Raw genomic sequence first — 23905 nt, 5'->3', positions numbered from 1 at the left:
GCAAAAAAAGGCGGCGGCTCAGGCGTGTCCGTGCGCCACCTGTTGTGGCCCGAACACCTGCACGCGGTTGCGGCCCTGCAGCTTGGCGGCATAAAGGGCCTGGTCCGCGCAGGCCGCGAGCGTGTGGGGCTGGTCGGCATGCTGTGGGAAGGCGGCGACGCCGCACGACAGCGTGGCCGACAGCATCTCGCCCTCGAACTCCACCAGCACCGATTCGAACGCGCGGCGCAGCGCCTCGGCACGCTCGCTGGCGGTGGTGAGCGGGGTGTCGACCAGCAGCAGCACGAATTCCTCGCCGCCGTGCCGGCAGGCCAGGTCCTGCGGGCGCACATGGCGCTGCAGCAGCTGCGCCAGCGTCTGCAGCACGGCGTCGCCGGCGGCATGGCCGTGCGTGTCGTTGATGCGCTTGAAATGGTCGATGTCGATCATCAGCAGCGACAGCGGCTGGCTCTGCGTCTGGCTGCGCTGCATCTCGGGCGCCAGCACCGCGTCGAGCTGGCGGCGATTGAAGAGGCCGGTGAGCGGGTCGCGCAGGGCCTGGTCGCGCAGCCGGGTCTGCAGCGACTGGATCTCGTCGAACTGCTGGCGCAGCTTTTCGTTGGTGCGGTGCTGCGCCATGGCGCGCATGTAGCCGTCATGCGCGAAGGCGACGAAGTACACCGTGAGCGCGGCGATGCACAGCATGGCGGTCACGGTGTGCGTCTGCAGGTTCAGCGGCCAGCTGCCGGTGGCCACGAGCCAGCCGGCCGCCGAGGCGCCGATGCCGGTGCCCCCGGCCAGCAGCAGCCGGGGCAGCCCGCGCAGGTCGTAGAACACCACCATGTTGATGCAGTTGCCGATCATCAGCGAGAAGGTCAGCCAGAGCGGCAGGCCCAGCCCGCCGGCCCACAGGCCGCCGAAGACGACGTCGAGCCACAGGTTCTGCATCTCGGCGTGGCGCTGGCGCGGCGAGCGCAGGGCGCGCCAGTAGGCGATGTGCGGGAAGCCCAGGAATTGCACCGCCACCAGCGCGAAGGCCCACGGGCCGGCACCCGTGAACCACAGGTGCGACGCCACGGCCAGCCCCAGCATGGCGTAGAAGGAGGTGCGGTTGCGCCAGTTCATGCGCACCAGCCAGTGCGCGGAGCGTTGCGGACGGCCGGCGGCGGCAGGGTCGGCGGATACGGGAGCGGGCATCGGCGGCGGCGGGAAATGCGGAGAGCGGAGAGACGGCGGGAGGCGCGAAGGCGGGCCGGGCCACTTTAGCAGCAGCCCGGGCATTTGTGCTCCGGGTCGGCGAGGTGTGCGGGCCACGGGCGGACGGCGCACAATCTCCTCTTTTCGGCGGCGAGGCAGGTCGCGTCCGGCAGGTCCGGCCGACCTGGAAGCCGCGAGCCATCTCCCTTTCATCCCACCCTTTCGATCCGACGACCATGCGTTCAGACCGCGCCCTTTCGCCGTGCCCTGCACGTGCTGCCGCAACTTCCTCTCCAACGACTCGGGCGGCTCGCGCCAGGTCTGCCCATCCTGCGCGGCCGGTGGCTTCTCTCTTCGCCCGGCCGCTGCTGGCTTGCCTGGGTGCCGCGGCGCTGCTGGCCGGCTGCGCCAACCCCGCGGCCGAGGAGCCGCCACCGCCCGCCTTCGCCACCGCCCCGGCGGTCATGCCCGCACCCGCCCCGGCCGCGCCGCCGGTCCCGCCCGTCGCGCCGGCGCCCACGGTGCCCGCCGACGGCACGGTCGCCCGCTTCGTGGGCACCGCCACCCAGCTGCCGGCCGGCACGGGCGCGTTGCTGGACCAGCTGGCGCAGGACAAGCGCACGCGCTGGGAGATCAAGGGCTACAGCGAGCGCCAGGTGAACAAGACGGCACGCGAGGTGGCGCTGGCACGCGCGCTGGCCGTGCGCAAGGAGCTGGTCGCCCGTGGCGTGCCGGCCCAGAACCTGCGCGTGCGCTACACGACGGAAGAGGCCCGCGAAGCCGTGACGGTGCTGCCGCAGGTGGCCGAGGGCAAGCGCGCAGAGGCCGCGCCCGCACCGGCGCCGGCACCCGCACCGGCCAAGGCGCCGCCCGCCAAGCGCTGAGGCTTTGGCGGCATCGGCGGGGCGGACGATGCCCGCCGTGCGGCGCCGGCAGTGCGTTCAGCGGCTGCTGGGGAACGCGAACACCGCGCCTTCGCGCACGCCGGCCGAGGGCCAGCGCTGCGTGATGGTCTTGCGCTTGGTGTAGAAACGCACGGCGTCGGGGCCGTAGGCGTGCAGGTCGCCGAACAGGCTGCGCTTCCAGCCGCCGAAGGAGTGGTAGGCCACGGGCACGGGCAGCGGCACGTTCACGCCCACCATGCCGACCTGGATGTGGTCGGTGAAGTAGCGGGCCGCCTCGCCATCGCGCGTGAAGATGCAGGTGCCGTTGCCATATTCGTGGTCGTTGATGAGCTGCATGGCTTCCTGCAGCGTCTTCACGCGCACTATGCCCAGCACGGGGCCGAAGATCTCTTCCTGGTAGATCTTCATGCCGGGCTTCACGTTGTCGAACAGGCAGGCGCCGAGGAAGTAGCCCTCTTCGTGGCCCGCCACCTGCATGCCGCGCCCATCGACCACCAGCGTGGCGCCTTCGGCCACGCCGCTGTCCACATAGGCCAACACCCGCTCGAAGTGCGCCTGCGTGACCAGCGGCCCCATGTCGTTGCCGCCGTTGTCGGTCTGCGTGCCGGGGCCGACCTTCATCTTCACGATCTCGGTCTTCAGGCCGGCGATCACCGCGTCGCCCACCTCGTCGCCCACGGCCACCAGCAGCGGAATGGCCATGCAGCGCTCGCCGCAGGAGCCATAGGCCGCGCCCATCAGCGCGCTGACGGCGTTGCCCACGTCGGCGTCGGGCATCAGCACGGCATGGTTCTTGGCGCCGCCCAGGGCCTGCACGCGCTTGCCGTGTTTGCACCCTTCGCTGTAGATGTACTCGGCGATGGGCGTGGAGCCGACGAAGCTCACCGCCTTCACGCGAGGATCGCGCAGCAGCGTGTCCACCGCCGTCTTGTCGCCGTTGACCACGTTCAGCACGCCGGGCGGCAGGCCGGCTTCCAGCGCCAGCCGGGCGATGAAGAGCGTGCTGCTGGGGTCGCGCTCGGAAGGTTTCAGCACGAAGGTGTTGCCGCAGGCCACGGCCATGGGCCACATCCAGAGCGGCACCATGGCGGGAAAGTTGAACGGCGTGATGCCGGCGGTGACGCCCAGCGCCTGGAATTCGGACCACGAATCGATGTTCGGGCCCACGTTGCGGCTGTGCTCGCCCTTGAGCAGCTCGGGCGCGTAGCTGGCGTATTCCACGTTCTCGATGCCGCGCTGCAGTTCGCCGTGCGCATCGCTCAGCACCTTGCCGTGCTCGGCGGTGATGAGCGCCGCGATCTCGTCGGCATGCTCTTCCAGCAGCACCTTGAGCCTGGACATGACCCGCGCGCGCTTGAGCGGCGGCGTGTTGCGCCAGGCCGGGAAGGCCGCCTCGGCCGAGGCGATGGCCTGCTCCACCGTGGCCTGCGAGGCCAGCGCCACGCTGGTGGTGGACTGGCCCGTGGCGGGGTTGAAGACCGGCTGGGTGCGGGCGGTATCGGCCACGATCTGGCCGTCGATCAGGTGGCCGACGGTGGAGGTGACGGACTTGTCGTTCTGCATGGTTTTTATGAATGAAATATGCCGCTGGCGCTCATGAATCAAGCGCATTCAGCTATGAAAAATATAGCAAGTGGGGTAGTGGCGGTTTCCAGCCAGCCTGTGCGGCCGCGACTTGGGGCAGGGCCCCGGCCGCAGCGTCGGCCGGTGGATCAGGCCGTCTCGTGCAGCGCGTCGCCCAGGGCGCTCACCAGCCGGTCGATCTCGGCTTCCGTGCTGATGAAGGGCGGCGCCAGCTGCACCGTGTCGCCGCCGTAGCGCACGTAGAAGCCCTTCTTCCAGCAGCTCATGGCAACTTCGTAGGGGCGGCGGGCCGGCTCGCCCGGCAGCGATGCGATGGTGAAGCCCGCCGCCATGCCGTAGTTGCGGATGTCCAGCACATGCTTGGCGCCCTTCAGGCCGTGCACCGCCTTTTCGAAGTACGGCGCCATCGCCTTGGCGCGGCCGGGCATGTCTTCCTTTTCCAGGATGTCGAGCACCGCCAGGCCGGCGGCGCAGGCCACCGGGTGGGCCGAATAGGTGTAGCCGTGCGGGAACTCGAGCATGTATTCCGGTCCGCCCTGCGCCATGAAGGTGTCGTAGATTTCCTTGGCTGCAACCACGCCGCCCAGCGGCTGCGCGCCGTTGGTCACCTGCTTGGCGAAGTTCAGGATGTCGGGCGTCACGCCGAAGGCCTCCGCCCCCGTCCAGGCGCCGCAGCGGCCGAAGCCGGTGATGACCTCGTCGAAGATCAGCAGGATGTTGTTCTGCGTGCAGATCTCGCGGATGCGCTCCAGGTAGCCCTTCGGGGGAATCACCACGCCGGCCGAGCCCGAGAACGGCTCCACGATCACCGCCGCGATGTTGCTCGCGTCGTGCAGCGCGATCACGTCCAGCAGCTTGTCGGCCAGCGCGCGGCCACCGTCTTCCGCCATGCCGCGCACGAACGAGCCCATGGCCGGCTGCGTGTGCGGCAGATGGTCGGCCTCGATGCCCTGTCCGAAGGTCTTGCGGTTGCCCACCATGCCGCCCACAGAAATGCCGCCGAAATTCACCCCGTGGTAGCCCTTCTCGCGGCCGATCAAGCGCGTCTTGCCGGCGTGCCCCTTGGCGCGCCAGTAGGCCCGCGCCATCTTCAGCGAGGTGTCGGCCGACTCGGAGCCCGAGCCGGTGAAGAACACGTAATCCAGGCCGGCGGGCGTCAGTTCCTTGATCTTGTTGGCCAGCGCGAACGAGGCCGGGTGGCCGAACTGGAAGGCCGGCGAGTAGTCCAGCGTGGCGGCGGCACGGCCGATCGCCTCCGCGATGTCGCGGCGGCCGTGGCCCAGTCCCGCGCACCACAGGCCCGACAGGCCGTCGAAGATCTTGCGGCCTTCCGCATCGGTGTAGTAGGCGCCCTGGCCCGAGACGATCATGCGCGGCTGGGCCTTGAACTGCCGGTTGGCCGTGAAGGGCATCCAGTGCGCGTCGAGCCAGGCCGCGTCCATGCGAGGGGCAGCCGCAGCATCGGCCGAGGGGGTGTCGAGGGAGACGAAACTCATGGAACCTCCGGAGCGGAACAGGAAAGGGGAAAGAAAGGCGGGAAACAGGCAATGGCGCATCTGGCCGCACGAACCAGACGAGCGCACCCCCCGGCAGGGAGCCAAGGGTGAGCGGTGTCCCATTGTTCGCGCGGCCGATAATGCTTCCAATGCAGCAATATCACCGCTTACTTGCGGGTTCATGCAAGTGAACGCACCGTCACCTTCCCTTACCCGCCAGCGCGCCGTGCTGGGCCAGATCGCCGACATGGACCTGCGCCTGCTGCAGGTGTTCAAGGCCGTGGTGGAATGCGGCGGCATGGCCGCGGCCGAGTTGGAGCTCAACATCGGCACCAGCACCGTCAGCCGCCATGTGAAAGACCTGGAAACGCGCCTGGGCCTGACGCTCTGCCGCCGGGGCCGCGCCGGCTTTGCCCTCACGCCCGAAGGCCAGCGCGTGTACGACGAAACACTGCGCCTGCTGGCCGCCGTGCAGGGTTTTCGCGACAGCGTGGACGGCATCCACTCCCGCATGGGCGGCCAACTGGCCGTGGCCGTGTTCGACAAGACTGCCAGCAACCCGGCCGCGCGCATCAGCGAAGCCATCGCTGCCTTCACGCTGCAGGCGCCCGACGTGCACTTGCAGATGCACGTCGCCTCCATCAACGCCATCGAGCGCGGCGTGATCGACGGCACCTACCAGGTCGGCATCATTCCCGCGCACCGCGCCTCGCAGAGCCTGCGCTACACCGACCTCTTCGGCGAGACCATGCTGCTATACTGCGGCGCCGGCCACCCCCTGTTCGGCACCGACCACTCGGCGCTCGACTGGGACGCACTGCGCACCCACCCGTTCGCCGGCCTGGGCTACCACTCGCCCAACATGGAGCTGAGCCACCAGGCCCACCTGACCCGCGCGGCCACCGCGTTCGACCAGGAATCCATCGCCACGCTGGTGCTGTCAGGCCGGTACCTGGGCTTCCTGCCCGACCACTACGCCGAAGCCTTCGAACGCACCGGCCGCCTGCAGGCCGTGCGGCCCGAGGCGTTTTTCTACCGGTGCCAGTTCGTCAGCCTGGTGCGGCGGTCGCCGGCGGCGACGCGGGCGGCGCAGGCGTTTCAGCGTTGCCTGCAGGGAGCGCATGCGCAGGCTTGAGCTGGTCCCGGATGCGATCGAACGCCGTTAAAGCGCGGCATGGGCTGTGCCGATAATCCAGGCACTCTCCCGTTTTTTTACCTCACGAAACTCCCATGTCCACTGTCTCCGCCATTGCGTCCTCTGGCCTGCGCGCGGCGCAACTGCGCATGGAAACGTCGGCGCACAACACGGCCAACCTGAATACGCCCGGGTTCCAGCGCCAGACGGTCAGCTCCGAGGCCGTGGCAGGGCAGGGTGGGGTGGCGGCCGGCATCGGTCGGGCCGCGCAGGCGGGGGTGTCGGTGGAGTCCGAAGCGGTGGAGCAGATCGCGGCGACCTATGCCTTCGAGGCCAGCTTGCAGGTGCTGCGCACCAGCGATCGCATGCAGGGCGCGCTGCTGGACGAGCGCGCCTGAGGTTTCGTCGCGGTCGCTGGGCAAGCGGCCAGGCCGGTGCCTCGCGCCGGCGCGGCGGTGCGGCAGCGGGCGCTTCAGCGCGCGTTCGCCAGGTCGGCAAGCCGCTCCGTCAGCCAGTGGTTGAAGCGCATCGGCATCACGCGATCCCTCTGCGGCTCAGGCGGGCAGGGCGCCAGCCTCTGCCGCACGCCGCCGCTCGGCTGCCCGGGCCCAGGCCTTTTCGTGGAAGAAGTACGCCACCGCCTGCACGGTGGGCTCCAGCAGGCTGAGCGTGAGCGACGCGATCAGGTTGCCGGTGACGGCATAGGCCACCAGGGCGGCCACGCAGATGTGGATGAGGTCGTAGCTGCCGGTCTTCATGAGTGTGGGCAGGTTCTGGAGGGTGGCGGTGCGCAGGCGGGACATCGTGGGGTTCTCCGGCGATCGTTCAAGCAAACAAAACAGATGCATGAATGCTAGTGATTCGCATCTGGCGCGGCCAATTGATTGCCTGCAATGCCGTGATAGCGAAGTGCCGCCGGGTGGCCGCCCGCTCGCTATGATGGCTGCCGGTTCCGCCGCATCATCCCTCTTTCATCCACGCAACGACCGGGAGCGTTCACATGGCCCTCATGGACTTCATCAAGAAGCAGTTCATCGACATCATCCAGTGGACGGAGGAGGGCGACGGCACGCTGGCCTGGCGCTTTCCGATGGCGGACATGGAAATCCAGAACGGCGGCACGCTGGTGGTGCGCGAATCGCAGATGGCCGTGTTCGTCAACGAAGGCCAGGTGGCCGACGTGTTCGGCCCGGGCACCTACAAGCTGACCACGCAGACGCTGCCGGTGCTGACCTACCTGAAGAACTGGGACAAGCTCTTTCAGTCTCCGTTCAAGAGCGACGTGTACTTCTTCAGCACGCGCCAGCAGGTCGACCAGAAGTGGGGCACGCCCCAGCCCATCACCATCCGCGACAAGGACTTCGGCGCCGTGCGGCTGCGCGCCTTCGGCAACTACGCCTACCGCGTGGCCGACCCCAAGCTGTTCCATACCGAGATCTCGGGCACGCGCGAGTCCTACCCGGTGGCCGACCTGGACGGCCAGCTGCGCGGCCTGGTGCTGCAGAACATCAGCAACGCCATCGCGGGCAGCGGCCTGCCGTTCCTCGACCTGGCGGCCAACCAGGTAATGTTCGCCGACGCGCTGGCCAAGGAGCTGCAGCCGGCGTTCGCCAAGATCGGCCTGAAGCTGGAAAGCATGACGGTGCAGAACGTCTCGCTGCCCGAAGAGCTGCAGAAGGTGTTGGACCAGAAGATCGGCATGGGCATGGTCGGGGGCGACATGGGCAAGTTCATGCAGTACCAGACGGCGCAGGCCATTCCGAAATTCGCCGAAGGCTCGGCGAATGGTGGTGGCGGCGGCATCGCGGGCGACGCCATGGGCCTGGGCGCCGGCGTGGCGCTGGGCCAGGTGCTGGCGCAGAACCTGCAGCAGGGCCTGCAGGGCCAGCCGGCCGCCGCCGCGCAGGCCGCGGCCCTGGCCGGCGCGCCCGCCCAGGGCGTCAAGCCCGAGGACGTGATGGCCACGCTGGAAAAGCTGGGCGAGCTCAAGGCCAAGGGCATCCTCACGCAGGAAGAGTTCGACGCCAAGAAGGCCGAGCTGCTCAAGAAGCTGGTCTGACCGCTGCCTGTTCTTTTGCTATTAAAAAAATAGCTGAAGGCGCTTGATACACGGGCGCCAGAGGCTCAAAACACTTCAAAGAACCGTCTCCGCATGGCCGACAGCGGCATCCAGCGGCACTACCACGCCCCCTGCCCGGGCTGCGGCGCGCCGGTCGAATTCAAGAGCGCGCAGTCCACCCACGCCGTCTGCCCGTACTGCCAGAGCACGGTGGTGCGCAGCGGCGAGGTGCTGACGCGCATCGGCAAGATGGCCGAGCTGTTCGACGACCACAGTCCGCTGCAGCTGATGGCCACCGGCCGCGTGGCGCTGGGCGGCGCCACCTTGTCCTTCACGCTGATCGGCCGCCTGCAGTACCGGGGCGATGCCGGCACCTGGACCGAGTGGAACGCCTTCCTGGAAGACGGCACCACCGCCACGCTGGGCGAGGACAACGGCGCCTATGTGTTCACTCGTCCGGCCGACCTGGCGCGCGAAGTGCCGGCGGCGGGGCAGTTCCGCGTCGGCATGACGACGGCCGTGGGCGGCAAGCCCTACAGCGTGGCGGCCAACGTGCAGGCGCAGCTCATCTCCGCGCAGGGCGAGCTGCCCAAGCTGCCGCCACTGGGCCAGCTCTTCACGGTGGTGGAGCTGCGCAGCGCCGACGGCGAGGTGCTGTCCATCGACTACGGCAGCACGCCGCCGAAGGTCGAGCGCGGCCGGTCGGTGCAGCTGGGCGAGTTGCAGTTGCAGGGGTTGAAGGACGAGTCGGCCAAGGAGGAGACGGGCCGGCAATTCAATTGCCCGAACTGCGGCGCGCCGGTGAGCGTGAAGCTCGGCTCCACCAAGAGCGTGACCTGCCCGTCCTGCCGCAGCCTGATCGACCTGACGAGCGGCATCGGCGGCGAATTGCGCCACGCCGAGCAGGACGAGCCCGTGCGCCCGCTGATCCCGCTGGGCAGCGTCGGCCAGCTGGAGGGCGTGCACTGGCAGGTGGTGGGCTTTCAGCACCGCATGGGCGTGGAGCCGGGCGACGACGAGCACTTCGGCTGGAGCGAGTACCTGCTCTACCACCAGAAGCGGGGCTTCGCCTTCCTGGTCGACGCGACCGACGGCTGGAGCCTGGTGCGACCCGCCACCGGCGCCCCGCAGCTGTCGCGGGACGGCCAGACCGCCACCTACCTGGGCACCGCCTACCGCCAGCAGTACGGCTACAACGCCGAGACCACCTACGTGCTGGGCGAGTTCTACTGGCCGGTCGAGCGCGGCCAGAAGACCTTCAACCGCGATTTCGCGAGCAGCGGCCGCGGCATCCTGTCGATGGAGCAGACCCCGCGCGAGATCACCTGGTCGGCCGGCAGCAAGATCGATGCGGGCACCGTGGCGCAGGCCTTCAAGCTGGATGGCCAGAAGGCCGCCTTCGACCGGGCCGACGCGGCGCCCCTGGCCGCAGCCAGCAGCATCGGCTGCGGCACCATCATCGTCATCGCCGTCATATTGATCATCCTGCTGGTGCTGATGAGCAACTGCTCGGGCTCCTCGGGCAGCGGCTACCGCAGCTCGGGTGGCTCGTTCGGCGGCTATTCCAGCGGCGGGGGGCACAAGTGACCGCCGCCCGCGCCGCGCGCCAGCGCTTCATGCCGTCCGGACAGCGGCCGGCCGGCGCTGGTTCATTTTCGTGTTCGTCTTCACCTGAAGGAGATCTTCATCATGGCTCTTGAATGGCTGCGGCCCGCCGCGTTCTTCGGCTCCATCCTGTTCGCGCTGGTCGGCGTGCTGGTGTTCTGGATCAGCTTCATCATCATCGACAAGATCACCCCCTACGACCTGTGGGCCGAGATCGTCGTCAAGCAGAACAAGGCGCTGGCCATGGTGGTGGCGGCCATGTGCCTGGGCATCAGTGTCATCGTGGCGGCGGCGATCCACGGGGGGTAGGGCGCTCCGCCCAGGCAAGCAGGCAGCAGGCGGTGGGGGAGGTTGTGGCGGATGGGCGACAGTCCCCATGCCGGCCATGTATTGAATGAGAATAGTTCTCGTTAATAGTTACAATTCCGCGCTTTTCGATACGGGCCGTTTACACATGCGGCCCACCCCATCTCGAGGAGCGCGTCATGACGAACAGGAAGGAAAGAGGGGGTGCGTCGCACCCCATGCAACGGCGGGCCGTGTCCCGCGCCGCCACCGTGCTGCTGGCCGGTCTGGCCTGCAGCGCGGCGGCCGGGGCGCAGCCCGTGCCGACAGCGGACGCCACCGCCCCGCCCACCCCGGTCCCCGCCCAGGCGTTGCCGACCGTGCACGTCACCGGCAGCCAGTACGACCCGGACGACGTGCGGCCCGAAGGCGTGACCACCGCCACCAAGACCTACATGGCGCCCCGGGACATCCCGCAGACCATCGACACGCTGGAGGTCAACAAGTACAAGAGCTACGGCATCAACGACTTGGCCACCATGCTCGACGGCGTGCCGGGTGTGAACACCAGCTACGACATGCGCGGCGAGGGCGTGATGATCCGGGGCTTCCAGGCCGACGCGGGCGACATCTACCGCGACGGCGTGCGTGAAAGCGGCCAAGTGCGCCGCAGCACCGCCAACGTCGAGCGCATCGAGATCCTCAAGGGCCCCGCCTCGGTGCTGTACGGCCGCAGCGCCGGCGGCGGCGTCATCAACCTCGTCAGCAAGCAGGCGCGGTTCGACGCCAAGTGCAGCGTCACGCTGCGGGGCGGCTCCTGGGACAACGTGGGCGGCACCATCGACATCAACAAGGTCGTGAGCCCCAACGTCGCCGTGCGCCTGACGGCCGACCGCGAGCAGGCCCACAGCTTCCGCAGCGGCATCCGCAACCAGAACGAGATGATCTCGCCCAGCATCCTGGTGGACAACCGCCAGGGCCTGCGCTGGACGGGGCAGTACACCCACGACAACGTCTGGCGCGTGCCCGACCGCAGCCCCGCCTACGACCAGATGCCGGCCGGCGTGTCGATCCGCCAGGGCTTCGCCCAGCCCGGCGACTATGTCGAAGACCGCCTGCGCGTCTGGCGCTCCGACCTGAGCTACGACTTCAATTCCGCCTGGAGCGTGCGCTGGGTCGCCAGCCGCCGCGAGGCCGACCAAGACTTCGACCACTACTACCTGGGCACCTACTGCAACACCCAGGGCCGCACCTCCGCCGGCGCCGCCTGCAGCTACCGCGGCCAGGTGCGCCAAAGCTACGCCTGGCAGCAGACCGCCAACAAGACCACCTCGAACACGGTGGACCTGACCGGCCGTGTCCACATTGCCGGCATGCAGCATGAGCTGCTGGTGGGCCTGGACCACAGCGAGGAAGAGCGCGCGCCGCGCCTCTTTTCCACCGCCAACAGCAACGGCTACGTCGATCCGTTCAACCCGGTGTTCAACGCCGTGCGGCCCGCGCAGGGCGCTCCCACCCAGCACAACCTGCACGTCGGCAAGGGCAACGCCCTCTACGCGCAGGACCTGATCCACCTCGCCCCGCAATGGAAGGCGCTGCTGGGCGTGCGCTACGACAGCTACACCTTCGAGAGCACCAACCGCCTGAATGGCTTTCAGCGCGACACCGACGGCCACTCCGTCAGCCCGCGCGTGGGCGTGGTGTGGCAGCCGGTGCGCGACCACAGCCTCTACGCCTCGTGGAACAAGAGCTTCTCGCCCTACGGCGGCCGGGGCATCCTCAGCGTGGATACCAGCGCCACCGCCGTGCTGGACGAAGCGCCCCAGCACTCGCGCCAGATCGAGCTGGGCGTCAAGAGCGACTGGCTGGACGGCGCCCTCTCCACCCAGCTGGCGGTGTACGAGCTGGAGCACTACAACATCCGCTACCGCCCCGAGCCCGACCTGGACCCCTACCGCTTCGCCCTGCGCGGCAAGGAACGCTCGCGCGGCCTCGAATTCAGCGCCGCCGGCCGCATGGCCCCGTCGTGGTACGTGCGCGGCGGCGTCGGCCTGATGAACGCCCAGGTCACCGAAGACGTCAGCGTGCCCGCCAACGTGGGCAAGTACCTGCCCAACACCGCCAGGCGCAACGGCAACCTGTTCCTGCGCTACGCCCCGGCGGGCGCCTGGTACGGCGAAGTCGGCGTCACCCACACCAGCCGCCGCTACACCAACGCGCTCAACACCGCCACCGTACCCGGCTACACCCGCTGGGACGCCCTGGTCGGCTGGCGTGCCGCACCGTGGACGGTGACGCTCGCCGTGTCGAACCTGCTGGACAAGGAATACTGGCGCTCCAACGCCATGCCCGGCGCGCCGCGCAGTTTCCTGCTGAGTGCGAACTACCAGTTCTGAAACTCACGCAGGAGGAGGTGTGAGAAAGACCGGCATGTCGATGGCATGAGCCGTGGCTGTGCCTTGCGCCTGGATGGGCCGTGCTGGTGCGGACCCCTCGGCCGCACCGGACCCATTGGGCTTCCCTTGTTGCAGAGCCTGCGCTCAAATTAAAGGGTGCTTTAATACGACGCAGCTTCATTCAACAGTGCTTTCATACGATGCGCAGCACCGGCAGCTTCGTCACCTCCACCACGCTCGGCGAAACGGTGCGGGCCTTCGTGCCGCACGCGCTCCCACCCACGGAGCCGCCGTTGGTGCCCGGAACGTTCGAGGCCGCCAACCATGCGGCCGAAATGGCGCTCGCTCGCCTGGCCGGCGTGGCGGGGCTCGTGCCGTCGGTGGACTGGCTTCTGTACAGCGCGATCCGCAAGGAAGCGCTCCTGACGTCGCAGATCGAAGGCACGCAAGCGACCCTGGCCGACCTGTTCGACGACGAGGCGGGGCTGGCGATAAGCAACACCGAAGATGTGGAAGAGGTCACGAACTACCTGCGCGCCTTCAGGGTGGTGCAGGACAACCTGCGTGACCCCGCCGGCCTGCCCTTGAGCGTGCGCCTGCTGTGCGACGCGCACCGTCTGCTGCTCAGCGGAGCGCGCGGCCACGGCCGGCAGCCCGGCGAGCTGCGCCGTTCGCAGAACTGGATAGGCGGCAGCCGGCCGGGCAATGCGGTGTTCGTGCCGCCGCCCGCGGACCAGGTGCCTGCGTTGCTGGGCGATCTCGAGCGCTTCATTCACCAGTCCTCCACCGATCTGCCACCACTTGTGAAGATCGCCCTGGTGCATGCCCAGTTCGAGACGGTGCACCCGTTCCTGGACGGCAACGGGCGCATCGGCCGGCTGCTGATCGCTGCGCTGCTGGAGCACTGGTCGCTGTTGCCGGAGCCGCTGATGTACGTGAGCGGCTACCTCAAGCAGCACCAGGGCGACTACTACCGCCACCTTTCCGGCATACGCATGCATGGCGACTGGGAAGGCTGGGTCGGCTTCTTTCTGCGCGGCGTGGAGACGGCGGCCACCGAGGCCGAACGCAGCATCGTCGCCATGGCCAGCCTGGTGGCCGCGGACCGCAAGCGGCTGCTGCAGGCGCCCAAGGCGGGGCCTGCCAGTTACCGCCTGTTCGAGATGCTGCCGATGATGCCGCGCTTCACCGTGGAGCGGGTACGCCAGCACCTGGGCACCAGTTTCCCGACGGCCAATGCCGCCGTCCAGACGTTGACCGAACTGGGCATCACGACCGAGCTGACCGGTCAGAAGAAAAACCGCAGCTACAGCTACCAGCGCTATATCGAGCTGATGAAGCTGTGAACCCGTAGCCGAGGCCCCCATGACACCACACCCGTCGGAACGCACCCCGCTTGGGGCGCGCCTTCACGCTGCAACGCGGGGCGCTCGATGACCGCACCCGCGCTGCAAGCCACCCCCCGCCCCATCGACATCGCCCTGCTGGCCAGCGTCTTCGTCATCGCCGCCTGCGGGCTGCTCTACGAACTGGCGGCCGGGGCGCTGGCGTCCTACGTGCTGGGCGATTCGGTGCTGCAGTTCAGCACCGTCATCGGCACCTACCTCTTCGCGATGGGCGTGGGCTCGTGGCTGTCGCGCTACTTCGAGCGGCAGCTGCCGGCGCACTTCTTGCGCATCGAATTGCTGGTGGCGCTCATCGGTGGGGCGCTTCCTGCTATTCTTTTCGTAGCGAATGCCTATGTGCCCGGCGCGTTCCGCGTGCTGCTCTACGGCATGGTGTTCGCCGTGGGCACGCTGGTGGGGCTGGAGATTCCGCTGGTCATGCGCATCTTGAAGCGCAACGCGCAGCTCAAGGACCTGGTCTCGCAGGTGCTCACCTTCGACTACCTGGGCGCGCTGGCGGTGTCGCTCGCCTTTCCGCTGCTGCTGGTGCCGCACCTGGGGCTGGTGCGCACGGGGCTGCTGTTCGGCGTGATGAACGCGGCCGTGGCGGTGTGGGCGCTGTGGCTCTTCCGGCACGAGCTGCGCCGCTGGCGGGCGCATGCCCTCGCCTGCGCGGCGGTGGCGGGCGCGTTGCTGGCGGGGCTGGCGGGTGCGGAGCACATCACGCGCTTCGCCGAAGACAAGTTCTACCAGGACCGCATCGTGATGAGCAGCGCCTCGCCCTACCAGCGCATCGTCGTCACGCAGGGCAAGGCAGGGCACCGGCTGTACTTGAACGGCAACCTGCAGTTCGCCGAGCGCGACGAATACCGCTACCACGAGGCGCTGGTGCACCCGGCCATGGCCGCGCAGGGCGCTGCAAAACGGGTGGCGGTGCTGGGCGGCGGCGACGGCATGGCGGTGCGCGAGATCCTCAAGTACCCGTCGGTCGAGTCGGTCACGCTGGTGGAGCTGGACCCGGCCATGACGCAGCTGTTCAGCCAGAACCCCACGCTGACGCAGCTCAACGGCCACGCGCTGGCCGACCCCCGCGTGCACATCGTCAACACCGATGCCTTCCAGTGGCTGCAGCAGGGGTCGGACACCTTCGACGTGATCGTGGTGGACTTTCCCGACCCGACCAACTTCGCCATCGGCAAGCTCTACACCAACAGCTTCTACGCGCTGCTCGACCAACGGCTTTCGGCCAGCGGCTATGCGGTGGTGCAGACCACCTCGCCCCTGGTGGCGCGCCAGAGCTTCTGGACGGTGGTGCAGACCATCGAATCGGTGGGCCTTACGGCCGCGCCCTACCACGCGCACGTGCCCAGCTTCGGCGAATGGGGCTTCGTCATCGCCAGCCGGCGCCCCTGGCGGCTGCCCACGGCGCTGCCGGCCGGCCTGCGCTTTCTGTCGGCGCCCACGCTGCCGCTGCTGTTCGACTTCCCACTCGACATGGCGCGGGTGCCGGCCGAGGTGACCCGGCTGTCCAACCAGGTGCTGGTGCACACCTATGAGCAGGAGTGGGGCCGGGTCACGCACTGACCGCCGCGCCGCAGGGGGCCCACGCCGGCCCCGCCCGATGCCCGGCCAAGCCACCGGGCGCCGTGGGGCACTCGCAACGCCGCGCACGCGAAGGAAAACCGTCAGGCAGAATTTGCGGCAAATCCGTTTTTGTTAACAAATGTTCGACCCGTATTTCGTCGTCGGCGTGGCGCGGGACCCGCAGGTGTCGTGGAGCCACGACCCCTGGCTGGTCGCCCTGTCGCTGGGGCTGGCGGTGCTGGCGTCGGTCATGGCGGTGCACCTGGCCGGGCTGGCGCGCATGGCGTCCACCGCCCTGGGCCGCCGCGCCACCGTGGCCTCGGCCGCCCTGGCGCTGGGCGGCGGGGTCTGGGCGATGCATTTCGTTGGCATGCTGGCGTCCGCGCTCTGCTCGCAAGGCTCGTTCCGGCCGGGCATCACGGCGCTGTCCATCGTGCCCAGCGTGCTGGCCGCCTGGGTCGCGCTGTCGGTGATGGCGCGGCCCGGCACCGGGCGGCGGGGCGCCACGCTGGGCGGGCTGCTCATGGGTTCGGGCATCGGGCTCATGCACTACCTGGGCATGTCGGCCTCCACCCTGGCTCCGGTGATCCGCTACGACGTCTGGGGCTTCCTGCTGTCCATGGCGTATGCGCTGGCCCTGGCCGTGGCGGCGCTGCATGCGCGGCTCTGGCTGCAGCAGCGCCCGGGCGTGTCGCCCTGGCTGGCCGACCTGGCCGGTGGCACCGTGCTGGGCCTGGCGATCGCCGGCATGCACTACATCAGCATCGACGCCGTGCGCCTGGTGGGGCCGATCGTCTCGCCCTCCGCCGACACCGCTGCGTTCAAGGGGCGCCTGTCGCTCGCCATCGCCGCGGTGTCCGTGCTGCTGATGGTGGTGGTCGGCGTCGCCAACACCGCCCTGCGCCACCGGGTGCTGTACCGGCGGGCCATGGCCGACGAGTCGCGGCTGCGCGCCGTGCTGGCGACTGCGGTGGACGGCATCATCACCATCCGGGCGGACGGCGTCATCCAGTCGTACAACAAGGCCGCCGAGCGCCTGCTGGGCTGGCGCGAGGACGAGGTGCTGGGGCGCGACGTCGCCATGATCGTGGCGCCCCAGCACCGCGAGAGCTACGAGGCCTACCGGCGCAGCCACGGAGAGACCGCCTTCAGCCGCATGACCGGCAGCAGCCGCGAGCTGGAGGCGCAGCGCAAGGACGGCAGCCCGGTGATGATCCGCCTGGCCGTGGGCCGCGTGGAGCAGCCGGGGCTGCCGCTCTACGTCGGCTTCCTGGTCGATCTGACCGAGCGCCGGGCGCTGGAGGCCGAGCGCCGCCAGGGCGAGGCGCAGCTGCGCTCGCTGGTGCGCAACATCCCCGGCGTGGCCTTCCGGTGCCGCTTCCAGAGCGACTGGGCGATGCTTTTCATCAGCGATGCGGTCGAGAATCTGACCGGCTGGATGGCGGACGACCTGGTCAGCGGCCGCGTCGTCTTCGGCAGCCTGATCCATCCGGAAGACACCGACGCGGTGTGGGCGGAGATCTCCGCCGCCGTGCAGGAGGGCCGCAGCTACCAGATCGAGTACCGCCTCATCGCACGCTCCGGCGCGGTGGTGTGGGTGTCTGAAACCGGCCGCGGCGGCTCGGACATGCCGGGCCGGGTGGATTACATCGACGGCGTGGTGATGGACGTGTCCGAGCTCAAGGCCCGCAACGCCGAATTCTCCGGCGTGCTGCGCGCGCTGGACCGGGCGCAGGCCGTGGCCGAGTTCGACCTCTGCGGCTGCCTCATCACGGCCAACGCCAACTTCCTGAGCCTGTTCGGCTACACGCTGGAAGAAGTGCAGGGCCGGCACCATGCGCTCTTTTGTACCCCGCAGTACGTGCAGGACACGGCATACGTGGCGCTGTGGGACCGCCTCGCGCGCGGCGAGCTCGACGCCGGCGAGTACCAGCGGGTCGGCAAGGGCGGCCGCGAGGTGTGGATCCAGGCCACCTACAACCCCATCCTCGACGCGCAGGGCCGCACCACCAAGATCGTCAAGTTCGCCACCGACCTGAGCGAGCGCCGCGCCATGGAGCAGGACCTGCGCACCGCCAAGGAGGCGGCCGAGGCCGCGGCCCTGGCCCGCGCCACCTTCCTGGCCAACATGAGCCACGAGATCCGCACGCCGATGAACGCCATCATCGGCTTCACCGAGGCGCTGCTCGACACCCCGCTGGAAGCCGCGCAGCGGCGCCAGCTCGCCACCGTGCACCGGGCCGCCCGCTCCATGCTGCGGCTGCTCAACGACATCCTGGACACCGCCAAGCTCGAGAAGGGCGCCGTGCTGCTCGAGCAGCACGACTTCAGCCTGCGCGCGCTGTGCGAGCAGATCGTCGGCTCGCTGCGCATCCAGGCGGACCAGAAGGCGCTGGCGCTCGAGAGCGACTACCCGGCCGACGTGCCCGAGTTCTGGCATGGCGACGCCTTCCGCGTGCAGCAGATCCTGGTCAACCTGGTCGGCAACGCGCTCAAGTTCACCCACCAGGGCGGCGTGACCCTGCAGGTGCGGCACGCCGACGGCCAGGTGCAGCTGGCCGTGGCCGACACCGGCATCGGCATCGACGCGGCCCGGCTCAGCCACATCTTCGACCCCTTCGCGCAGGCCGACGCCTCCACCACCCGGCGCTACGGCGGCTCGGGCCTGGGCACCACCATCGCGCGGCAGCTGGCCGAACTCATGGGCGGGAGCATCACCGTGCAGAGCACGCCGGGCCAGGGCAGCGTGTTCACCGTGCGGCTGCCCCTGCCCCGCGCCAGCGCGGCGGCGATGGAGGTGCAGATGGGCCAGGACACGGTGCAGCTGCCGCCGCTGCGCATCCTGGCGGTGGACGACGTCGCCGCCAACCTCGAGCTGCTGCAGATCGTCTTCGCCCGGGGCGGCCACACCCTCACCTGCGCGGCGAGCGGCGCCGAGGCCGTGCAGGCCGCCGCGCGCGAGCGGTTCGACATCGCCCTCATGGATCTGCAGATGCCCGGGATGGACGGGCTGGAAGCCACCCGCCGCCTGCACGCCCAGGACGCCGAGCGCGGGCTGCGGCCCACCCCGGTCATCGCGCTCTCGGCCAGCGTGCTCGACCAGGACCGCCGCAACGCCCGGGCCGCCGGCATGGAAGGCTTCGCCAGCAAGCCGGTCGAGCCGCCCAAGCTGCGCCAGGAGATCGCGCGCGTGCTGGACCTGCCCGAGGCGCCGCAGGCCGGCACGGCCGCGCCGGCGCCCGCCGTGCCCATGCCGGTGCTCGCGCCCCCGCTGCCTCTGCCGCTCACCTCTCTGTCGCTCGCCGCGACCGCGCCGCCCATCGACTGGCGGCGCGGCCTGCAGGCCTGGGGCCGGCCCCAGGCGCTGCGCCAGGCCATCGACCGGTTCCTGCCCGATGCCTGGAGCCTGGTGGGCGACCTGCAGGCCGCCGAACGGGCCGGCGACTGGACCCGGCTGACCGGCATCGCCCACCGGCTGCGCGGCGCCGCCGCCAACCTGGCCCTGGTGCGCCTGCAGGCCGCCGCCGAGGGCCTGGAGCGGGCCGCGCAGAGCGCGGATGCCGACCTGGCGCGCGACGCGCTCGCCGCCATGGTGCCGGCGCTGGAGTCGGTGCGTGAGGCGCTGCCGCCCCCGGCCCCCGAAAGCCCCAGGGCAGCGCGGGCCCCGGCGGCCGACCCCGGCCAGATCGGCGACGCCATCGACGCGCTCGCGCAGTCGCTCGGCCGGTTCGAGATCGCCGAAGCACCGCTCGGCCAACTGCTGGCGGCCCTGCCCGGGCCCGACGCCGACCGGCTGCAGGACACCCTCAACCGCTTTGATTTCGACGCGGCGCGCGCCTGCCTGCAGGCCCTGCGCAGCGCCCACGCCCGCCAGGAAACGGCCGAGCCATGAACCCTCCGCCCCATGAAGACCGCCGCCCGCGCCTGCTGCTGGTCGACGACGAACCCACCAACCTGCAGGTGCTCCGCCAGGTGCTGCAGGACGATTACCGGCTGCTGTTCACCACCGCCGGCGTCCAGGCCGTCGAGATCGCGCGCCAGCAGCGCCCCGACCTGATGCTGCTCGACGTGATGATGCCGGACATGGACGGCTACAGCGTCTGCCGCCAGATCAAGGCCGACCCGATGCTGGGCTGCATGCCGGTGATCTTCGTGTCGGCGCTCAACGACGTGGTGGACGAGACTCAGGGCTTCGAGGCCGGCGCGGTGGACTACATCACCAAGCCCGTCAGCGCGCCCGTGGTGCGCGCGCGCGTGCGCAACCACCTGTCGCTGGTGCGCACCGAGGCCCTGCGCGAATCGCGCCTGCAGATCGTGCAGCGCCTGGGCCGGGCGGCCGAGTACAAGGACGACGAGACGGGCAAGCACGTCATCCGCATGAGCCTCTACGCGCAGATGCTGGCGCTGGCCCTGGGCATGGACGCGGCCTGGGCCGAAGAGCTGCTGCATGCCGCGCCCATGCACGACGTCGGCAAGATCGGCGTGCCCGACGCCGTGCTGCGCAAGCCCGGCAAGCTCGACGCCGCGGAGTGGGAGGTGATGAAAAAGCACCCGCTCATCGGCGCGGAGATCATCGGCGAGCACCCCTCGGGGCTGCTGCGCACCGCCCACACCATCGCGCTGGCGCACCACGAGAAGTGGGACGGCAGCGGCTACCCGTTCGGGCTGGCCGGCACGGCCATTCCGCTGGAGGCGCGCATCATCGCCATCGCCGACGTGTTCGACGCGCTCACCACGCGCCGCCCGTACAAGGAAGCCTGGAGCCTGGAAGACGCCTTCGACTACCTGCGACAGCAGGCGGGCCGGCACTTCGACCCGTCGCTGGTCGCGCCCTTCATCGCGCTGAAGCCGCAGATCCTGGACATCCAGGCGCGCTGGGCCGAATGAAGCGGGCGCGGGGGCGGGCCGGGCGCGGCGGTGCCGTGGCGTAGAGTCGGCACGCCCACCGCTTGCGCTCGCGCCGTGTCCCACCCCGCCTTCTCCGACCTGCCCTCCTGGCCGCTCAACCGCCGCAGCTTCGTGCTGGGCGCGGCCGGCGCCGGGCTCACCGCCGGCTGCCAGCAGCCACGGCAGGGCGCCGCGGGCGGCTTCACCGGCATCGACATGGCGCGCGGCCACGCGCTGCGCGACCGGCTGGCCCGGGGCGGCGACGCGCTGGCGCCCACCGTGGTGCGGCGCGCACAGGTCGTCATCGCCGGGGGCGGCGTGGCGGGGCTGGCGGCGGCGCGCTCGCTGCGCCTGGCCGGCGTCGACGACTGCGTGCTGCTGGAGATGGAAGACACGGCCGGCGGCAACAGCCGGGGCGGGCAGGTGGGCGGCATCGCCTGCCCGCTGGGCGCGCACTACCTGCCGGTGCCGGGCGACCACGCCCGCGCCGTGCAGGACCTGCTGGAAGAGCTGGGCCTGCGCCGGCGCGAGGCCGGCCGCTGGCGCTACGACGAGCGGCACCTCTGCCACAGCCCGCAGGAGCGCCTGTACTTCCGGGGCGCCTGGCAGGAAGGGCTCTTGCCCACCCAGGGCGTGGGCGAGGCCACGCTGGCGCAGTACCGCCGCTTCGCCGAGCGGGTGGCCGCGCTCTCTCGCGCCGCGCCCTTCGCCATGCCGGCGCTCACCCAATGGAAGCGAAATCAGCCTCTGGCGCCCGTCCATCAAGCGCTGGATGCTATGGTTTTTGATGAATGGCTGCGCCAGGAGGGGCTGGACGATGCCCACCTGCGCTGGTACCTCGACTACTGCTGCCGCGACGACTACGGCGCCGGCCTGGCGCGGGTGTCGGCCTGGGCCGGCATCCACTACTTCGCCAGCCGCCACGGCTTCCACGCGCCGGGCGAAGACAGGGGCGGCGCCGAAGACCGCGAGGGCGTGCTGACCTGGCCCCAGGGCAACGGCTGGCTCACCCAGCGGCTGGCCGCGCCGCTGGCCGCCGGCGGGCAGCTGCGCACCGGCAGCAGCGTGCTGCGCATCGCCGAAACGGCGCGCGGCGTGGAGGTGGACGTGTTCCACCACGCCAGCGACAGCGTGGAGCGCTGGCAGGCGCGGCGCTGCGTGGTGGCGCTGCCCGTGTTCCTGGCCGCCCGGGTGGTGCAGCCGGCGCCCCATTTTTTGCGCGCGGCGGCCGAGCGCCTGGCGTGGGCGCCCTGGCTGGTGGCCAACCTCCACATCGACGCCCCCCTGGCCGACCGCGAAGGCGCGGCGCCCGCCTGGGACAACGTGCTCTACGCCGACCCCACCCCCGGCGGCCTGGGCTACGTGGACGCCGGCCACCAGCGGCTGGACCCACGCCCCGCGCCCACCGTGCTGAGCTACTACCAAGCCCTGGGCGACGTGCCGGACGGCCGCCGCCGGCTGGCCGAGCAGCCATGGACGCAGTGGCGCGACCGCATCCTGCAGAGCCTGGCCGGGCCGCACCCCGACATCGCCGAGCGCGCCACCCGCATGGACATCACCCGCTACGGCCACGCCATGGCCATCCCCACGCCCGGGCTGCAATCCTTTTTGAGCCAGATCGGCCTGGAGCGCTTGTCCCATCAGCGCCGGGTGCTATCGAATGGGGAGCGCGTGGCGCCCCTGCCCACGCCCGCCACCGCCCGGCTCGCCTTCGCGCATGCCGACTGGTCGGGCTATTCGGTGTTCGAGGAAGCCTTCACCCGCGGCCACGCCGCCGGCCTCGCCGTCGCCTGATTCGGCTGCCTGGCCCTGCAATGCGCGGCTACGGGTGCGGCTGCGGCCACGGCCGGCCGCGCCGACCCTGCTCGCTACGCGGTCTTGCCGACGATCGCCACGCCCCGTTCCAAAAAAGATATATCTTCGATAAATCAGATATATCGGAGAAGACATGCACGACATCGACCCATGGGAACCCCGCGACGCCGCCCCCAGCCATCGACGCGGGGGAGGCGGCGGCGGCGCACGCATCTTCGGCCACGGCGGCCTGCGGCTGGTGCTGCTGCGCCTCATCGCCGACAAGCCCCGCCACGGCTACGAGCTGATCAAGGCCATCGAGGAACAGCTGGGCGGCAGCTACAGCCCCAGCCCGGGCGTGATCTACCCCACGCTCACCCTGCTGGAAGAGCTGGGCCACGTCACTGTCAGCGCCGACGGCGGGCGCAAGCTGCACACCGCCACCGACGCGGGCCGCGCCCATCTGCAGGAGCGCCAGGGCGACGTGGAGGCGCTGCTCGCCCGCGTCGCGCAGGGGGCGGCGCAGCGCGGCGCCAGCGCGGCGCGCGCGGCCCGGCCCGCGCCCATCGAACGCGCGGTGCACAACCTGCGCCATGCGCTGCACCTGCGGCTGGCCGGCGAGCCGCTGCAGACCGAGCAGGTCCACGCCATCGCCGACGCGCTCGATGCCGCCGCCCGGCAGATCGAGCGGCTCTGAAGTGCCTCTGAAGCGCCTGTCGCCCCCCCGCCGGCCCGTACCGGCAGAAAGCCATTTGCCATGACCCTCATTCCTGATTCCACCGCCACGCCGCCCCCCACCGCCGAGCAACTCGGCGCCCGCGCCCCGCAGCGCGTGCGCCACGAACTGCGCCGCCGCACGCTCACCGTGCGCCGCGCCGAGCGCGTGACCCCGCACTGCATCCGCGTCACGCTGGAGGGCGATGACCTGCAGGGCTTCACCAGCGCCGGCTTCGACGACCACGTCAAGCTCATCCTGCCGGACGCCACCGGCGCCATCGCCTTTCCGGTGCCGGCCGAGGCGGGCGGCCCCGCGCCCGATGCGCCGCGCCCCACGATGCGCGACTACACCCCGCGCGCCTACGACGCCGCCGCCGGCACGCTGGTCATCGACTTCGCCCTGCACGACGCCGGCCCCGCCACCGCCTGGGCGCTGCAGGCCGCGCCCGGCCATCAGGTCGGCGTTGGGGGGCCGCGTGGCTCGATGGTCGTCCCGCTGGCCTTCGACGGCTACGTGCTGGTCGGCGACGACACCGCGCTGCCCGCCATCGCCCGCCGCCTGGCCGAGCTGCCCGCCGGCACGCCCGTGCTGGTGCTGGCCGAGGTGGACGGCCCGGCCGACGAGCAGCCGCTGCCCACCGCCGCCGACGCCCGCATCCACTGGGTGCACCGCCAGGGCGCCGAGCCCGGCACGGCGTCCGTCCTGCTCAATGCGCTGCGGCCGCTGGCGCTGCCCACAGGCGACATCCACGCCTGGGTGGCGTGCGAATCGGCCGTGGCCAAGGCGCTGCGCACCCACCTGGTGGGCGAGCGCGGCGTGCACCCGAAGTGGATCCGGGCCTCGGGCTACTGGCGGCGCGGCAGCGCGGCCACGCACGACACGCACGAGGACTGATC

The 23905-nt window shown here is 70.3% G+C and carries 18 protein-coding genes; 14 read left to right on the top strand and 4 right to left on the bottom strand.

Annotation, left to right across the window (positions count from 1 at the left end):
* Positions 1-18: 18 nt before the first annotated feature.
* Positions 19-1176, bottom strand: a complete 1158-nt coding sequence (locus tag ABWV53_RS05420; protein ID WP_353363723.1) for a sensor domain-containing diguanylate cyclase — start codon at positions 1174-1176, stop codon at positions 19-21.
* A 341-nt stretch (positions 1177-1517) separates the two neighbouring features.
* Between ABWV53_RS05420 and ABWV53_RS05415 the strand changes: the two genes are divergently transcribed.
* Positions 1518-2060, top strand: a complete 543-nt coding sequence (locus tag ABWV53_RS05415; protein WP_353363721.1) for an OmpA family protein — start codon at positions 1518-1520, stop codon at positions 2058-2060.
* Positions 2061-2117: 57 nt separating this feature from the next.
* Here the strand turns inward: ABWV53_RS05415 and ABWV53_RS05410 are convergent, their stop codons facing one another.
* Positions 2118-3644, bottom strand: coding sequence for a CoA-acylating methylmalonate-semialdehyde dehydrogenase (locus tag ABWV53_RS05410; protein ID WP_353363719.1), 1527 nt, complete (start codon positions 3642-3644; stop codon positions 2118-2120).
* A gap of 149 nt (positions 3645-3793) precedes the next feature.
* On the bottom strand, positions 3794-5161 hold the full coding sequence (gene aptA, locus ABWV53_RS05405) for an omega-aminotransferase AptA (protein ID WP_353363717.1): 1368 nt from the start codon (positions 5159-5161) through the stop codon (positions 3794-3796).
* Between the two features lie 181 nt (positions 5162-5342).
* Between aptA and ABWV53_RS05400 the strand changes: the two genes are divergently transcribed.
* Both ABWV53_RS05400 and ABWV53_RS05395 read left to right on the top strand, forming a co-directional pair.
* Positions 5343-6296 carry a LysR family transcriptional regulator gene (locus tag ABWV53_RS05400; RefSeq protein ID WP_353363715.1) on the top strand — a complete coding sequence of 318 codons (954 nt, stop codon included), beginning with the start codon at positions 5343-5345 and terminating at the stop codon, positions 6294-6296.
* 95 nt (positions 6297-6391) lie between these two features.
* The gene (locus tag ABWV53_RS05395; RefSeq protein WP_353363713.1) at positions 6392-6694 is read left to right on the top strand and encodes a flagellar basal body rod C-terminal domain-containing protein; all 303 of its coding nucleotides are present in this window, start codon (positions 6392-6394) and stop codon (positions 6692-6694) included.
* A 156-nt stretch (positions 6695-6850) separates the two neighbouring features.
* On the opposite strand, the gene ABWV53_RS05390 is transcribed toward ABWV53_RS05395, so the two are convergent.
* Positions 6851-7099: a DUF2061 domain-containing protein gene (locus ABWV53_RS05390; protein WP_353363711.1), complete on the bottom strand. Its 249-nt coding sequence runs from the start codon at positions 7097-7099 to the stop codon at positions 6851-6853.
* Between the two features lie 197 nt (positions 7100-7296).
* On the opposite strand from ABWV53_RS05390, the gene ABWV53_RS05385 reads away from it, so the two are divergent.
* The 11 genes from ABWV53_RS05385 to ABWV53_RS05335 all read left to right on the top strand — a co-directional run bounded on the left by ABWV53_RS05385 (position 7297) and on the right by ABWV53_RS05335 (position 23903).
* A complete protein-coding gene (locus tag ABWV53_RS05385; RefSeq protein WP_353363709.1) occupies positions 7297-8355 on the top strand; it encodes an SPFH domain-containing protein in 1059 nt (352 codons plus the stop codon).
* Positions 8356-8448: 93 nt separating this feature from the next.
* Positions 8449-9942, top strand: a complete 1494-nt coding sequence (locus ABWV53_RS05380) for a DUF4178 domain-containing protein (protein WP_353363707.1) — start codon at positions 8449-8451, stop codon at positions 9940-9942.
* Between the two features lie 102 nt (positions 9943-10044).
* Positions 10045-10269, top strand: a complete 225-nt coding sequence (locus tag ABWV53_RS05375) for a DUF350 domain-containing protein (RefSeq protein WP_056661552.1) — start codon at positions 10045-10047, stop codon at positions 10267-10269.
* Positions 10270-10445: 176 nt separating this feature from the next.
* Positions 10446-12641, top strand: a complete 2196-nt coding sequence (locus ABWV53_RS05370) for a TonB-dependent receptor (RefSeq protein ID WP_353363704.1) — start codon at positions 10446-10448, stop codon at positions 12639-12641.
* 80 nt (positions 12642-12721) lie between these two features.
* Complete coding sequence (locus ABWV53_RS05365; protein ID WP_353363702.1) at positions 12722-13987, top strand: Fic family protein; 1266 nt, start codon at positions 12722-12724, stop codon at positions 13985-13987.
* Positions 13988-14074: 87 nt separating this feature from the next.
* A complete protein-coding gene (locus tag ABWV53_RS05360; protein WP_353363700.1) occupies positions 14075-15610 on the top strand; it encodes a polyamine aminopropyltransferase in 1536 nt (511 codons plus the stop codon).
* Between the two features lie 139 nt (positions 15611-15749).
* Positions 15750-19502 (top strand): PAS domain S-box protein, encoded by a 3753-nt coding sequence (locus ABWV53_RS05355; RefSeq protein ID WP_353363698.1) that lies wholly within the window; start codon positions 15750-15752, stop codon positions 19500-19502.
* Positions 19499-20497, top strand: a complete 999-nt coding sequence (locus tag ABWV53_RS05350; protein WP_353363695.1) for an HD domain-containing phosphohydrolase — start codon at positions 19499-19501, stop codon at positions 20495-20497. The genes ABWV53_RS05355 and ABWV53_RS05350 overlap by 4 nt, the downstream gene beginning before the upstream one ends.
* Before the next feature lie 75 nt (positions 20498-20572).
* A complete protein-coding gene (locus ABWV53_RS05345; protein ID WP_502903834.1) occupies positions 20573-22291 on the top strand; it encodes an FAD-dependent oxidoreductase in 1719 nt (572 codons plus the stop codon).
* A gap of 154 nt (positions 22292-22445) precedes the next feature.
* A complete protein-coding gene (locus tag ABWV53_RS05340) occupies positions 22446-22988 on the top strand; it encodes a PadR family transcriptional regulator (RefSeq protein WP_353363693.1) in 543 nt (180 codons plus the stop codon).
* A gap of 60 nt (positions 22989-23048) precedes the next feature.
* The gene (locus tag ABWV53_RS05335) at positions 23049-23903 is read left to right on the top strand and encodes a siderophore-interacting protein (RefSeq protein ID WP_353363691.1); all 855 of its coding nucleotides are present in this window, start codon (positions 23049-23051) and stop codon (positions 23901-23903) included.
* The last annotated feature ends 2 nt before the right edge of the window (positions 23904-23905 follow it).

It is taken from the genome of Acidovorax sp. FG27 (genome assembly GCF_040365715.1).
GTDB lineage: Bacteria > Pseudomonadota > Gammaproteobacteria > Burkholderiales > Burkholderiaceae_C > Paracidovorax.
This window is presented reverse-complemented; position numbering and strand designations above follow the sequence as displayed.